Origin of the sequence: Nostoc cf. commune SO-36 (assembly GCF_023734775.1) — a bacterium.
Taxonomy (GTDB): Bacteria; Cyanobacteriota; Cyanobacteriia; order Cyanobacteriales; family Nostocaceae; genus Nostoc; species Nostoc commune_A.
Window position 1 is genome coordinate 5,087,287 of the sequence record NZ_AP025732.1, and the last position, 15,023, is coordinate 5,102,309.

Consider the following 15,023-nt stretch of genomic DNA (forward strand, 5'->3'; position numbering starts at 1 on the left):
TAATGAGTCGTCCAATTCAAATTAAGAAGCATCCTTTTCCATCTCTGCTTTATCTGGAGTGGTCATTACTAGCAATCACCGCATTAACAGCCGTTATCCCACCTCCGTTACGTCGTTTTCGTTCTAAGCCTCCAGAACTATCAATTTGTGGTGCATTTCCAGACTTTTCAGCTTGTAGTATATTGCCAGAACTATCAATTTTTAGTCTGATTATTTTTGCGGCAATGGGCTTAAAGTTACCCAGGAAGAACCAGACAACTAAGTTAATATACACAGGGATTGAGTTTTTATTAATTTTAATAATTGGGCTTTTTGGAGAGAGATTTTCTCGTCTTTTTCCCTTTCTTTACATAATTTTAGTGACTCGTAGTTGTCTAATTTTTCAGTTACCTGGGCGTTTATTCGTTACAAGTTTGTCATTTGCATTATTTTTAGTAACTACACAACTAAAATATCAGTTATTTAATTTTCAAGCATCGCCACAGGCACAAGAACGATATCGATTTTTAATTTTGAATTCGTCGCTGGTATTTGGCTTGAGTTTAGTTTTTGTGTTGTTGATGATGAATGCAGTATTGTCTGAACGGCAAAGTCGAGAAAAGCTAGCTCTTGCTAATGAAAAACTCCGTCAATATGCCACGCGAGTTGAAAATCAAGCTACTTTAGAAGAACGCAACCGCATTGCTCGTGAAATTCATGATTCATTAGGACATTCTCTAACTGCTTTAAATTTGCAATTAGAAACTGCTTTAAAATTGTGGCAATCTAACCCAGGTAAGGCTGAAACATTTCTAGCAGCTGCAAAGGAATTAGGTTCAAAGGCGCTAAAAGATGTCCGTCAATCTGTTTCTACTATGCGTTCTAATCCCTTACAAGAACAGTCTTTGGAACGTGCGATCGCTAGTCTTTCAGAAAATTTTCATCGCTCTAATGGTATTTTACCAATTTATCAAATCACCTGGAATATCCTCTACCACCTGAAATAAATACCGCTATTTACCGGATTACTCAAGAATCTTTGACAAATATATCTAAATATGCTTATGCAACTGAGGTTAAATTAGAACTGACTACCACAAGAGGCAATTTACGATTAATAATTCAGGATAATGGTAGAGGTTTTGATTTAGGGCAAAATACTACTGGTTTTGGGCTTCATAGTATGCGCGATCGCACTTTAGCTCTGGGAGGTGAGTTTAACATTAATAGCTCTCCTGGTTCTGGTTGCAAAATAACAGTTAATATTCCTTTAACGAGGTTGACATGATGATTAAAGTATTGCTGGTAGATGATCAAGGTTTAATTCGTCAAGGATTAAGAGCGTTATTAGAATTAGAATCAGATTTAGAGATAGTGGGAGAAGCAGAAAACGGTGAACAGGCGATTAATTTAGTTGCTGAATTTCAGCCAGATGTAGTATTGCTAGATATCAGAATGCCGATTATGGATGGAGTTGCAGCCACGCGGGAGATTCAAAAACGTTTCGCCAAAACTAAAATTTTAGTACTGACGACTTTTGATGATGATGAATATGTATCAGCAGCTTTGCAAAATGGTGCAATGGGTTATTTATTGAAAGATACACCCTCAGAAGAATTAGCTGTTGCTATTCGTGCCGTTTATAAAGGATATACTCAATTAGGGCCAGGTATAGTTAAAAAACTATTGACTCAGTTTTCTAATGGTACACTAACCCATACACCGCCTGTACCGTCTAGTTTAGCTGAACTCACTCCGAGAGAAAAAGAGGTTTTGCGGTTAATTGCAACAGGTGCTAGTAACCGAGAAATTGCTCAGGAACTCTACATTTCTGAGGGGACGGTAAAAAATCATGTTACTAATATTTTAAACAGGTTAAATTTGCGCGATCGCACTCAAGCTGCAATTTGGGCAAATACCTATTTATCTTATTTGAATGAATCAAGTTAAATAATTTGTAATTTATCATGCTTATTTAAATAAATCCAAGCATTCATTTTTTAAAATGGCTTTGGTGACTTTGATGTTTCTAAATGACTTAGCGATCACTTCTTCGCAAGATATATTAATTTGTGATTGATTTACGCTAATTAAATCTTCAATTGAAGCACCATATACAATTTCTGATAAACCACTCCAAACACAAGCGGTTGCACACATTGGACAAGGTTCGCCAGTTGTATATATGCTATAACCTTCTAAAGAGAGATTTTTAAGTTTAGCTGTTAAACTACGAATGGCGTTAATTTCTGCATGGGCTGATGGATCGTTGTCTCTATTAACAGTATTATGAGCTACGGCAACAACTTCGTTATCTTTAACAATCACTGCACCATAAGGCGCATCGCCTTTTTTTGCTTCTGCCAATGCTAAACGCATAAAATATTCTGGATTCATATAAGCTGAGGTTAACGTAAGGATAATGGTTAATAATATCGTATTTCTAATGCTATAACTGGGAATTAAGGTGTATTAATGATCGAATATGTTACTGAGCAGACAAGAAACAGAATTTTACTTAAAAGACTTAGAAACACCAATCGGTAAAGCAATTAATTTAACACTAGCCTTTTTGGTGCTAATATCATCAGGAATCTTTGTGGCAGAAACATATAATATTCCTGATTCTACGCGGTTTCAGTTGAATGTGGCTGATACTGCGATCGTCATCATCTTCGCGGTGGAATATTCACTCCGTTTGTGGAGTGCGGAAAATAAAATTAAATATATTTTTAGCTTTTATTCGATTATTGACTTAATGGCGATTTTGCCTTTCTTTCTAGGAATGGTGGATATTAGTTTTATTCGCCTACTAAGATGGTTTCGGATTTTACGATTAATTAGATTTATTGATAGAAAGTTTTTATTCGCCAGTATCAGCACCGAAGATGGAATGATTTTTGCGCGAATACTATTTACGTTATTTGCAATTGTTTTTATTTACTCTGGTTTAATTTATCAAGTCGAGCATCCGGTTAATGCTGAAAATTACGGCACATTTTTGGATGCCTTTTATTTCTCTGTTGTCACCATGACAACTGTAGGATTTGGCGATGTTGTTCCAATTTCTGAATTAGGGCGTTTGCTAACAGTATTGATGATTTTCACCGGAATTGCACTAATTCCTTGGCAAGTAGGGGATTTAATTAAGCGTGTGGTGAAAACTGCTAATCAGGTGGAAACAGTTTGTTCAGGTTGTGGCTTGACTTTCCATGATGTAGATGCTGGTTTTTGTAAAAGGTGCGGGACTAAGTTACCTAGTCGCAGGGTTGATTGAAATGCGATCGCATCCACGTTGAGATCCTCTTACATCTGCTCCAAATTCCTGCAAATAATGCAACGCTGCATTTCGCTCATATTTCCATCACATTTATTGTTCATAATTTTGCTGATCAGCTAATCACCAAATAGCTAATAATTAATCTTGGTGTAAAGAAAATGACAGCAACATCTGAAAAAAGCATCCAGCCACATGAATGGCACAATTTACCTGCATCTAAGGTAGCTCAACATTTAGACGCAAATCTAGAAACAGGTTTAACTTCAGATGAGGTGGTAAAACGGCAAGAACGTTTTGGCGCTAATGAACTTAAGGGTAAACGTGGAACCAGCCCAGTATTAAGATTTTTGTTGCAATTTAACCAACCGTTATTGTACATTTTGCTGATTGCGGGTGCAATCAAAGCCTTAATTGGACAATGGGTAAATGCTGGGGTAATTTGGGGTGTAACCCTAATTAATGCGATTATTGGTTTTATTCAAGAATCAAAAGCCGAAAGTGCGATCGCAGCCTTGGCTTCTTCAGTACAAACTAATGCAACTATCCTTCGCAACGGTCAAAAGGTACAAGTTCCCTCAATGGAGTTAGTACCGGGGGATTTGGTACTACTCGCTTCTGGCGATAAAGTACCAGCCGATTTACGTCTGATAAAATCCCGAAATCTGCAAGTGAATGAATCAGCACTCACGGGTGAGTCAGTCGCTACTGAAAAAAATACACAGCCATTGAATACAGATACAGCCTTAGCCGAACGCCTCAATATGGCTTATGCTGGTAGCTTTGTTACCTTTGGTACTGGTAGTGGAATTGTGGTGGCGATCGGAGAAGCCACGGAAACCGGGCGCATTTCCCAACTGATTGAGCAAGGAACGAGCCTGAAAACTCCCTTAACTCGAAAATTTGATAAATTTAGCCGTACCTTGCTGTACATCATCTCTCGGCATCGCGACGTTGACATTTGCAGTCGGATTGGGATACGGCAATACCTGGGCAGGAATGTTTGAAGCGGCTATTGCCTTTGCTGTGAGTGCGATTCCTGAAGGATTGCCAGCTGTAGTAACGGTGACACTAGCGATCGGGGTTTCGCGGATGGCGCGACGACATGCGATCGTTCGGAAATTACCAGCAGTGGAAACTCTTGGCGGTGCTACAGTCATCTGCTCTGACAAAACTGGTACGCTAACTGAAAACCAGATGACTGTACAAGCAATTTATGTAGGCGGTGAACAATATACAGCCACTGGTACGGGATATGCACCAAAAGGAGAAATTTTATTAGATGAACAGCCAATAGATTGGCAGAATCTCCCGGCTTTAGCAGAATGTCTGAAAGCCGGTTTGTTATGTAATGACTCGTATTTAGAACAAAAGGAAGGACAATGGCAGGTTTTTGGCGATCCGACAGAGGGAGCATTGATCGCCGTTGCTGATAAAGTTGGACTGAATCGCAATAACTTAGAAGCCCAAATGCCAGGCTTGATGTCATCCCATTTGAATCTGAGTTTCAATACATGGCAACTTTGCATGAAGATGGGAGTAGAGAAAATTCTTCACGAGTTAAAACTATTTACGTTAAAGGTTCGGTAGAGGCAATTCTGAAACGTTGTCAGCAGATGTTAAATGCTGAGGGAAACCTTACTCCTGTAGATGCAGAAACCATAAATGAAGAAGTTGATATTATGGCGAATCTTGGTTTACGGGTGCTAGCTTTTGCGAATAAATCTGTACCCAATGCTCAAGATTCACTCGATCATGCAGATATCGAAAAGAATTTGGTTTTCTTGGGATTGCAAGGGATGATTGATCCACCCAGAAGCGAGGCTATCAAGGCAGTGGCAGCCTGTCAAAATGCTGGGATTCAAGTCAAAATGATTACAGGCGATCATGCTGTGACTGCAAGAGCGATCGCTCAAAGTATGGGTTTTAATAAAAATGGTGAAGTTCTCGCTTTTACAGGCAGTGAACTGGCTCAAATGGATAAATCAGCACTGGCTACAGCGATAGAAGATGGGGCAGTATTTGCCCGTGTTGCACCAGAACAGAAACTTCGCATCGTTGAAGCCCTCCAAGCTAAAGGAGAGGTTGTTGCCATGACTGGGGATGGTGTTAATGATGCACCAGCCCTGAAACAAGCAGATATTGGTATTGCAATGGGAGGCGCTGGTACGGAGGTAGCCAAAGAAGCCTCAGATATGATTTTGACTGATGATAACTTCGCCTCAATAGAAGCTGCCGTCGAGGAAGGGCGGACTGTTTATCGAAATTTGCTCAAAGCGATCGCCTTCATCCTACCCGTTAATGGTGGCGAATCGATGACGATTTTGATTAGTGTTTTATTTGCCAGAGAATTGCCCATTTTATCTTTACAAGTTTTGTGGCTGAATATGGTGAATTCTATTGCCATGACTGTACCCTTAGCCTTTGAGCCAAAGTCTGAACGGGTAATGCAACAATCACCACGCAGCCCCCGCGAACCGTTACTTTCTAAAAGTTTAGTCAAGCGGATTCTGACAGTTTCTCTCTTTAACTGGATTTTGATTTTTGGTGTATTTGAATGGATACGACAAACTACAGGAAATATCGATTTAGCCCGAACAATGGCAATTCAGGCTTTGGTAGCTGGGAGAATTTTTTATCTTTTAAGTATTAGTCAATTAGGAATGGCTCTAGTTAATACGATTCGGGGAGTCAGACAGACATTTAGTGATGCTTCAGCAATGGGAATTGGTATTGCTACTACAATAGTTTTGCAGATTGTTTTTAGTCAGTGGAACTTAATGAATAGCTTATTTTCTACTGCTCCACTGAATTTAAACCAATGGTTAATTTGCTTCCTCATAGGATTGCCAATGATTGGAGTATCAATTATGGTAAATCGTTTTGATCCTCTCAACTGATTTACAAGAGGAGGCAGAAGGAAAGAAGTATGAATGAAAACTTTAGTTCTAAGAGGTTGTTTGAAAAGTGTTTCGCTGCGACTTTAGGCACTTTTTACTTTTTACTTTTTACTTCTTACTGCTGACTCCATCAGTGGTTCGTCCACTCATCTCACTGGGATGAATGCGGTAGATTGCAATTTCCTCCGCACGACCCCAGGCATCAATCCAGGTTCGATTAATAGCAGGCGAAAGCGTTGGATTTTCCGTTTTGATAAATTGCATCACGCGATCGATGTCTGGCTGCTCTGTGATGTGTTCGGCTCGACCCGTCACAGTAACGCTGCGCCAATGCTGTAGGTTGTGGACATCTTCAACTTGCAAACAGACTTCTGGATTGGCATCCATATACTTAGTTTTCATCCCCACCGTTGTGAAGATGTAAATATCTGAGTCGTCGAAATAATAGCGCATAGGCACAACATAGGGATGTCCTTCAAGGGCACAACCTAAGTGCCCATGTCCTACCTTTTTCAAGAGATCATGGATCTCTTTTGTACTCATTTCATCAATATCTAACACAGTTATTCTCCTTGGCAATTACGATATTTGAACGGGTTCTTTTTCTGCTTCCTGTATAATTTGCGCGGCTTGTAACTCGCAAAATAGGGTACACGGGCAACGGTTTCCAGTACAAAAAATTGTGCAAAAACGCGATCACAACCCTGATAAAAAGACACTTATATATTGAGTGTCTGTATTGAATTATGGAAAGACAATTTTGGCGATCGGCGCATGACCTAAGAAAATATAGGCAGCCGATCTCAGCACACTTTCAGAATAGATTTAAATAATTATTCTATTTTTTTATCCTTAAATATTAGATTAGTCTTAAAATACTTAAGTATCATCTATAGCTAGAAACAGTTTTGATTAGAATGTTATCTATAATTAGACACACATAAGTGAATTATGAACAGCAATTCTTGTGAAGATTTGCTGGGAGCATCCCAGTTTTTTGCAAAGAAGGCGAAAATCAGTCAGTATAGTTAAGATGACTGTATTTACTTAACCATGATCCCAGAATAAAAGCAAGCTCTTCAAGAACATATTCAGGCAATTGCTCAAATATTGTACGAAGATACGTCAAAAGAAAAGCTCACAAATTTTGCAGGAATTGAAGAAGCAGTACTGAGTCAAATGCAGAAGTACGTTATGCCAGAAGTAGGGTTTTTTTATTGAAACGATTACAGAGACAACCGCAGGATACCAACGACGACTCAAAAGCATCCTTGGAGAGTTACCAATAACGCAATACAGTTCAGTTAAGCAATTTTTTCCTTCTCTTTCTTCTCTCTGCGTCCTCTGCGCCTTCTCTACGAGACGCTACGCGTTGGCGAAAGCCTCTCGTAGAGAAGGCGGTAGCCTGCGGCAAGCCGAAGCGTCTACGTTAAAAAATTGACTTGGAATAACAAAGTTTTAGCCTTAACTGAACCGTATTGACCAATAACGAGCAAATAAGCCATTGAATTAGAAGTCGCACCGAGTTTCAAACAGGTTTTGTTCCAGGAAATCGACGCGATCGCTTACTCCTGCTTTTTGAGCATTACTAAGGCTTTCTTGTACAAGTTGGGGATTAATTTCTATACCAACAGCACTACGCGCATTATATTTTTGCACAGCAGTAATGGGAATTCGCCCATCACCGCTACCTAAAGTCATATACTACATCATTGCTGTTAACTTCTGCTAGTTTTAGCATAGCATCTACTACTTGTGGTGGTGTTGCTACATAAGGTATATCTGCTCGGCTTCCTTGAGATTGAATTATTATCGCAGACTCTTCTTTTTCTGCCTCGAAATTACGTTCTAAGGTGCAACTATTAAGACTAAATATAGTACTAATTCCAGCAATAAATAACAATATATATTCTTTATAAATCATGATTTTTATGTTTGTCAAAAAACATGAGAAAATATTCTTAATTTAAAATTGTGCGTTCATTTAAATTTTTGTTTCCAGTCGGTTCTGTAGTTTCAGAAGGACGGTTTTGTATCCAAGCAAACAAGGCTGCACCACCTATTAAAATTAGAGTGATACTTGTGACAATTTGCAGCATAATACTGTAAACGCATAATGAAATTTTAGATGAGGAGTTAAACAAGGTTGAAGTGTTCCATGTGAATGTTCATCGGTGGAACTTCAAGTTGATGCAAGGCTATTTCTACTTGTTCCATCATCTTTGGCGATGCACAGATGAAGTATTGCCGTGTTGCGCGTCGTTTAGGTACGTAACGTTGTAAAAGTTCCTTGTCTACATAACCACTTTCTCCTGACCAATCTTCTGCTGGTTCTTTGAGAACATGGATAATAGTCAAGTCTAATTTTTTCTTCAATTCATCCAGTTCTTCACGAAATGTAATGTCTTTCCAATTCTTGCTAGCGTAGATTAACAAATAAGGGCGTTCATCTCCTCGTTCAGCATGAGTAATCAACATACTGATCATGGGAGTAATGCCGATACCTCCAGCAATGAGAACAAAACCGGAGGTGTCTTCGTAGCGATCGGTGGTAAACACTCCATAAGGGCCATCCAAGAAAGCTTTGGTTCCGGGTGAGACATCTTTAATAGTGTTGGTAAAGTCTCCTAAAGCTTTGATACTGAACTCAATCTTTTCTGTGTTGTCGCCATTGGAAGACATCGAAAAAGGATGTTCTCGCATCAGAAACGGAGAAATTTCGAGAGTAATCCAAGCAAATTGACCGGGTTGGAAGCAAAAACCTTCGTGTCCTATCGGTCTAAGTGCGAGTGTCCAAACGTTACCGACTTCGGGGCGTACTTCCTCTACTAGATAAGGCTTTTTCAGCATTAACCAAGGTTTTACCAGACGCACATAAGATTTTTACCAGTTATATAAAATTGCTAAAATTGTTGTAAGTAGGTAGGCATGATTAAATATAAGATGTTATTGCGAGTGAAGCGAAGCAATCCCAGAGACTTTGCGATTGCTTCGCTTCACTCGCAATGACGGAACATATTATATTTATTTACGCCCATTTACTTATTTGGTTCAGGTAATTGAAGCCACAACTCTTAATAGAATTGAGTTAATGATTGCTAAAGTAATAGAACCTAGCAAAGCGCTCCAAAAGCCATGACGTAATCTAAAACCTGGAACGATTAAAGCCGACAATCCAAAGATAATGGCATTTAAGACAAAGAAAAATAATCCTAATGTCAAGACAATGAATGGAAAGGTAAAAAATGTCAGAATTGGCAGCAAAATAGCATTCAGAATTCCAAAAACTATAGCGGAAATTGCTGCTTTACCAAAGCCATCTATTTCTATCCCCAAAAATGGCAGCCTAGCAATAATCAAAAAGCTCACAGCAGTAACTAACCAAGTAATGATGAAACCTATCATAATGAACCTCCTATTTTTTAATTAACTTTCTTTTTGCTCCAAAATATTGGAAGACCTAACTTTTTTACAGCACTTCCAGCTATTATGCAATACAGTTTTTATCCTTGTCCCTCTCCTGTCATAGCTTTCAGTTTTGAGGATGTACCTTATAGCTGCCGGAAGTGCTGTATATTTTGTAACGGCTGGTAATCACAACAATCAATTGCTGTTTTTGTCAAAACATTAGAAGGATTTACCGCACATTTGAGATAACTGTTTTTTGAAAAGAAATGACAATTCTGACAGGGAAAGCCATCTAAATTATTTAGCTTATTAGTCTGATCAGATAGTTTGAGTTTATGAAAAAAAACTATCCCGCCCATTATTAAAAATATAAAAGGAGCCAAAATCAGAGATGGCTCGGAAGCTATTATAGCACTTGTATCCTCTATATTAAGCTTCTCGCTATCACGCTTTTCTCTACTCAAACTTGCTCTAGATAGGTTTGCTTGACTGTTGAATAGAGGAAGATTTAATTGGGCTGGTGTATATTGTCCTAAAATTTCATTTGCTGACATATTATTTACCTCTTATCCAATTTGATTATTCCTGTTATATTAGTCCTTTAGAGAAAATTGAATATAATCGCAAATTAGTTTAGTAGCTAAACATTCCAACTGATTTATTCAATCTACAAAAAGAATGTGATCAAAAAGTGACAGTAAGGTAGTAATTTTATTTGCACTAAAATAATGCACATAACAAACTGTACGAAAAGCAGCATATGTATAATCGTTAACTGAACCGTACTGGTATATGAATACTTAAGACGAGATGAATTCCATGACTGCTATGATTCACGGGAGGATTCTTTTTATTTGGGCTTTGGCTCTAGCTTCTTTGGCATTTCAATTACTAATTGAGATTGTCTCAGTTTTAGCGGCTTTCTCGGTTTGTATGCGTTGTTTAGGTTATAGTTTAAACTGCGATTAATTTTTGACTTGATAACTGATAAGTTTCCTAATATCTTCCTGAGATAAATTAAGCAATTGAGCAGTCATGACTTCTAACATATTAACTTCAGTGACTGGCAGCACAAAATTCAACTTTTTTAGAGCATTATTAGTAGTTATAATCTCAACCAAGCTAAATCCTTGCTTTTTTTCAATTTCAGCTTTGATTGCTGTCAACTTCAGGGGAATTTTTACCTTTATTTGTTGATTAGGTTCTAATTTTTTGATTTGAGGATACAATCCTAATTTTTGTGCGATCGCTACTTCGGAAAAACTGGAGTTAGGAATTTCTAGCTCTAATTTTTTAAGCATGGAGTTTGCTGTTATAATTTTAACTTGAGTAACCTGATCTTCTTGGTCTAGATTTATATCAATTAGTGTAAAATTCAGCGCAAGTAAAACCTGTGGTAGTGTATCAGCTTGCAATTTATCTGGGCTTCTGTAAGAGAGACTTAATAATTGCTTTGTGAGAAAATCACTACCAGCCCAAAAAGCAATTCCTACAAATAGCAAAGGCAAAGTCAGTAGTAAAAGTTGTGGACGTAAATCAGGCATATTTTTTAATATATCAGTTTATAAATAATCCTAATGCCAATTCTATATGAGGCTGCGCTTTATTCATGTAGAGGCAATACCCTGCGGTAATACCATTTCATTTTAATAATGATACAAATACGTGGGTAAGGGTTTAGCACTGCTAAACCCCTACGAAAAATCTATATGTATCAAGATTTTCGTGAAATGGTATAAGCCGTTTTGCGTAAGTCCTATTAATTTTTTTTATAGTTGCGAAGCCATAGCAGGGTTTATAACTACCCATTGGCAGATATACCTTATCCTTTATGGAGAATAATCTAAAAGTTAAAATCTCAAATTAGGTAGAAGACATAGAGGTAGTTAACATATCTAATCTTAAAAGAGAGTTAATGATTTTATGGCAAAACTTGACGCTAAAAAGTTTTATGCGGATTTTACTAGTAGAAGACGATTTGGAACAGTTAGAACCATTACAAGGTATTCTGTCCGAGGCAGGATATATTGTAGATGCTGCGGAAGATGGGGAAATTGCACAATGGCTGATTTCACAAAAAGATTACGATCTATTGATTGTCGATTGGATGTTACCAACAATTAATGGGTTATCTCTGTGTCGTCAGTATCGTCTCTCTGGTAAAAATGCACCAGTATTGATGTTAACTGCTAAAGACACCACAGCCGACAAAGTTATGGGTTTAGATGCAGGAGCAGATGATTACCTAGTTAAACCTGCTGACTTGGTAGAACTCTTAGCACGAGTCCGTGCTTTGGGACGAAGAGTCCCTAATTGGCAGGGGTATAGTTTACGTATAGCAGATTTACAATTTCATTTAGCTGAATTAAGTGTAGAACGGAGTCAGGTAAAAGTAGAATTATCTCCACGTGAAGGACAGTTACTAGAATACCTGATGCGTCATCCCAATCAGGTTTTAACTCGCAACCAGATTGAAGACGCTTTGTGGGAGTACGGTATGGAACCAGAAAGCAATGCCTTAACTGTGCTAATACGCAAGTTGCGGCAGCGCTTGCAACTATTGGGTGCAGGAGACTGGATTAGAACAGTTTATGGTATGGGTTATCGCTTAAATCCACAAGAATAAAATTAGAATTAGGCAGTAAAAACTGGGAGAGTGAGAAGAATTAGAAGATTACCAATGAGTACTTATGTTTAATCGCAGCCGTCGCAATCTCGCAACTTGGTTCACGCTAACAATGGGCAGTATTTTAATTATGTTTGCGGCGGGAGTTTACTATTGGGAAGTGATAGATAAGTTGGAGGAACTAGATCGATTACTTTATAAAAAAACAAGTTTGATGGCAGCTAATGTTAAGTCGGAGATGCATAATGGTCAGCGACAGTTAAACTTAGAATATGTACCATTTTTGGGAAGTATGGTGCAACCATTGCTGGATAGTCAACTAGTGTATGCAAGTTGGTACAATGAGCAAAAGCAACTGGTACAATTTTTTGGTACGATTCCTAGCGATCGCCTTTTAATCTCAGGTGGGTTTGATACGATCAAAACTGATAGCAAAGTCTGGCTACGTCAGGTAACGTTGCCTGTTTACCAAAATGGTTTATTAATTGGTTATTTACAAGCAGCGATGCCAATGACGACTACTGAAAGCGCTTTAGCTGAATTCCGTATGGTTTTGGCTATCTCAGCGCCGATTACTCTAGCTGTGATTGCTCTCACAGGTTGGTGGTTGGGAGGACTGGCAATGCAACCAATTCGCCACAGCTACGATCATCTGCAAAGGTTTACAGCTGATGCTTCCCACGAATTGCGATCGCCTCTGACAGCTATTATTAGTAATGCTCAGTATGGCTTTTTATCTAAATCTACTGATCTGGAGATGCAACGTCAGCGTTTCCAAAAGATTTTTGAGATCGCTAAGTCAATGAGCATTCTAGTAAATAATCTGCTTTTTCTGGCACGTTATCAAGGTAAATTACCGACTGAATCATTACAAGTAATTGACTTAAATAATTTACTTGTGCAGATAACAGATGATTATGCCACTCAACCAGATGCACAACATCTTGGTTTAGTTTGTAAACTACCAAATAATAATATAACTGTGCTTGGCGATGCCGACTTGCTCCGTCAAATAATTATAAATTTACTTAATAATGCTTGTAAATATACTCCTAATGGTGGTCAAGTTAAATTGCAATTATTTACCCAATCACATTGGGCTGTAATTCAAGTTATAGATAATGGTATTGGTATTCCTGAAGCTGATTTGCCATACATTTTTGAACGATTTTATCGAGTGGATAAAAAGCGCTCTCGTCAAACCGGAGGATTTGGTTTGGGGTTAGCTATTGCCCAACAAATAGTTCAATCTCATGGTGGTAAAATTACTATTAAGAGTATATTCAAGGAAGGTACAACTTTACAAATTTATTTGCCTCTAAAGTAAAATTTTTGAAGAAGAATTCAGAAGTCAGAATTCAGAAGTCAGAATTCAGGAGTCAGAATAAATCAGTCGGGGATTCAGACCCGCGACTGAATTGTTGCACCACCAAATTGAAAATTTGGTGGGGGTCTTAAACCCGATTATTCAGACGCGACTCGAAAATACTCGCTAACGCTGCGCTATCCGCCAGTCATACAGAATTCATTCTGAATTCTGACTCCTGACTCCTGAATTCTGTTTGATACAGCGCTTCCCGCTATTATGCAATACAGTTTTTCTTATTGCCTCTCTCCTAACATAGCTTTTAGCTTTGAGGATGTACCTCATAGCTGCCGGAAGTGCTGTAAATTCTGAGGACTTACGCACTGTACAAATTAATCATGGTATGAATTCACGAAAATAGGTCGTTTCCGGCTTTGATTAATTATTCTTTGATGGTACGTACATAAACCCGCGCTATGGAGGGCACAGCACTGCTGTGCCCCTACGACATCTCTGGTTTTTCAAAGATGCATATTTTGTATTTTGTGTCAATGCGTAAGTCCTAATTCTGTTTTTCTTGTTAAAAGATAATTCAGAAGTCAAAATACAGAATGCAATAGGGAGATTTGACTTGCTAAATCATTCTCTACAGCCGTTTAGGAAAGAAAATATAACCAATGTCTAACCTCAACCTCATTTCCGAATACAAAAGCTTTGGTGGCAAACTCGGCTTTTATAGTCATCACTCCTCCACCTGTAACGGTGAAATGCGTTTTGCTATCTATCAACCGCCACAAGCAACTCAAAAACCTGTACCAATTCTCTATTTCCTCTCTGGGTTAACTTGCACCGAAGAAAATTTTATGGCAAAAGCGGGAGGAGTGCAGCGCTTGGCGGCTGAGTACGGTTTGATATTGGTTGCACCAGATACGAGTCCGCGTAATACTGGGATTGCAGGTGAGGATGATGATTGGGACTTTGGCAGTGGTGCTGGCTTTTATGTTGATGCTACAGAGCAACCGTGGCGTAAAAACTACCAAATGTATAGTTATGTCGTTCAGGAATTACCTGCTTTAATTACTGCAAACTTCCCAACCCAACCGGATAAACAAGGTATTTTCGGTCATTCAATGGGCGGACATGGGGCGCTAGTTTGTGCCTTGAGAAACCCAGAACTCTACCAATCAGTATCAGCTTTTGCACCTATCACTGCACCTATGCGTTGTCCTTGGGGTCAAAAGGCTTTCAATGGTTATCTTGGCAGTAATCAAGAAAGTTGGCGTGATTATGATGCTAGTGAATTAGTCAAAAAATTAGGATATCACAGTTCTATCCTCATTGACCAAGGAACTGCTGATAAATTTTTAGCTGAACAACAATTAATGCCTGAAGTGTTTGAGCAAGCTTGTGCAGATGTTAATCAGCCGCTAAACTTGCGTTACCAAGAAGGCTATGACCACAGTTATTATTTCATCTCTACTTTTATTGAAGATCATATTCGTCACCATGCGTTAGCGTAGCTTACCG

14 protein-coding genes and 3 pseudogenes are annotated in these 15,023 nt (G+C 38.6%); 8 read left to right on the forward strand and 9 right to left on the reverse strand.

What is annotated here, in order from left to right:
- The first annotated feature begins 2 nt into the window (after window positions 1-2).
- Both ANSO36C_RS23045 and ANSO36C_RS23050 read left to right on the forward strand, forming a co-directional pair.
- A pseudogene (locus ANSO36C_RS23045) lies at window positions 3-1,267 on the forward strand (sensor histidine kinase).
- Window positions 1,267-1,929 carry a response regulator gene (locus ANSO36C_RS23050; protein WP_251960422.1) on the forward strand — a complete coding sequence of 221 codons (663 nt, stop codon included), beginning with the start codon at window positions 1,267-1,269 and terminating at the stop codon, window positions 1,927-1,929. Before ANSO36C_RS23045 ends, ANSO36C_RS23050 begins: the two are co-directional and overlap by 1 nt.
- A 21-nt stretch (window positions 1,930-1,950) precedes the next feature.
- Here the strand turns inward: ANSO36C_RS23050 and ANSO36C_RS23055 are convergent, their stop codons facing one another.
- Entirely contained in the window at window positions 1,951-2,376 is a 426-nt protein-coding gene (locus ANSO36C_RS23055) for a nucleoside deaminase (protein WP_251956397.1), read from the reverse strand.
- Window positions 2,377-2,464: 88 nt separating this feature from the next.
- Here ANSO36C_RS23055 and ANSO36C_RS23060 point away from each other — a divergent pair, with 88 nt between their 5' ends.
- Both ANSO36C_RS23060 and ANSO36C_RS23065 read left to right on the forward strand, forming a co-directional pair.
- On the forward strand, window positions 2,465-3,256 hold the full coding sequence (locus tag ANSO36C_RS23060; RefSeq protein ID WP_251956398.1) for an ion transporter: 792 nt from the start codon (window positions 2,465-2,467) through the stop codon (window positions 3,254-3,256).
- A 161-nt stretch (window positions 3,257-3,417) separates the two neighbouring features.
- Window positions 3,418-6,156, forward strand: a pseudogene (locus ANSO36C_RS23065) (cation-transporting P-type ATPase).
- Between the two features lie 108 nt (window positions 6,157-6,264).
- Here ANSO36C_RS23065 and ANSO36C_RS23070 read toward each other — a convergent pair.
- Entirely contained in the window at window positions 6,265-6,699 is a 435-nt protein-coding gene (locus ANSO36C_RS23070) for a pyridoxamine 5'-phosphate oxidase family protein (RefSeq protein WP_251956399.1), read from the reverse strand.
- A 546-nt stretch (window positions 6,700-7,245) separates the two neighbouring features.
- On the opposite strand from ANSO36C_RS23070, the pseudogene ANSO36C_RS23075 reads away from it, so the two are divergent.
- Window positions 7,246-7,498, forward strand: a pseudogene (locus ANSO36C_RS23075) (ISKra4 family transposase); the annotation flags it as partial.
- Window positions 7,499-7,665: 167 nt separating this feature from the next.
- On the opposite strand, the gene ANSO36C_RS34395 reads toward ANSO36C_RS23075, so the two are convergent.
- The 7 genes from ANSO36C_RS34395 to ANSO36C_RS23105 form a co-directional block, all read right to left on the reverse strand.
- Entirely contained in the window at window positions 7,666-7,857 is a 192-nt protein-coding gene (locus tag ANSO36C_RS34395; RefSeq protein WP_323374484.1) for a class I SAM-dependent methyltransferase, read from the reverse strand.
- Window positions 7,844-8,059: a hypothetical protein gene (locus tag ANSO36C_RS34400; RefSeq protein ID WP_323374485.1), complete on the reverse strand. Its 216-nt coding sequence runs from the start codon at window positions 8,057-8,059 to the stop codon at window positions 7,844-7,846. The genes ANSO36C_RS34395 and ANSO36C_RS34400 overlap by 14 nt, the downstream gene beginning before the upstream one ends.
- Before the next feature lie 58 nt (window positions 8,060-8,117).
- On the reverse strand, window positions 8,118-8,255 hold the full coding sequence (locus tag ANSO36C_RS23085; protein WP_251956400.1) for a hypothetical protein: 138 nt from the start codon (window positions 8,253-8,255) through the stop codon (window positions 8,118-8,120).
- Between the two features lie 37 nt (window positions 8,256-8,292).
- Complete coding sequence (locus ANSO36C_RS23090; RefSeq protein WP_251956401.1) at window positions 8,293-9,030, reverse strand: ferredoxin reductase family protein; 738 nt, start codon at window positions 9,028-9,030, stop codon at window positions 8,293-8,295.
- Window positions 9,031-9,207: 177 nt separating this feature from the next.
- Entirely contained in the window at window positions 9,208-9,561 is a 354-nt protein-coding gene (locus tag ANSO36C_RS23095; RefSeq protein ID WP_251956402.1) for a phage holin family protein, read from the reverse strand.
- Between the two features lie 146 nt (window positions 9,562-9,707).
- Window positions 9,708-10,118, reverse strand: a complete 411-nt coding sequence (locus ANSO36C_RS23100; RefSeq protein WP_251956403.1) for a hypothetical protein — start codon at window positions 10,116-10,118, stop codon at window positions 9,708-9,710.
- Between the two features lie 411 nt (window positions 10,119-10,529).
- On the reverse strand, window positions 10,530-11,108 hold the full coding sequence (locus ANSO36C_RS23105) for a hypothetical protein (protein WP_251956404.1): 579 nt from the start codon (window positions 11,106-11,108) through the stop codon (window positions 10,530-10,532).
- A 407-nt stretch (window positions 11,109-11,515) separates the two neighbouring features.
- On the opposite strand from ANSO36C_RS23105, the gene ANSO36C_RS23110 reads away from it, so the two are divergent.
- From ANSO36C_RS23110 to fghA, 3 genes are all read left to right on the forward strand, one after another.
- Window positions 11,516-12,190 (forward strand): response regulator transcription factor, encoded by a 675-nt coding sequence (locus tag ANSO36C_RS23110; RefSeq protein WP_251956405.1) that lies wholly within the window; start codon window positions 11,516-11,518, stop codon window positions 12,188-12,190.
- A 64-nt stretch (window positions 12,191-12,254) separates the two neighbouring features.
- Window positions 12,255-13,517, forward strand: coding sequence for a sensor histidine kinase (locus ANSO36C_RS23115; protein ID WP_251956406.1), 1,263 nt, complete (start codon window positions 12,255-12,257; stop codon window positions 13,515-13,517).
- 656 nt (window positions 13,518-14,173) lie between these two features.
- Window positions 14,174-15,016, forward strand: coding sequence for an S-formylglutathione hydrolase (gene fghA, locus ANSO36C_RS23120; protein WP_251956407.1), 843 nt, complete (start codon window positions 14,174-14,176; stop codon window positions 15,014-15,016).
- Window positions 15,017-15,023 lie beyond the last annotated feature (7 nt).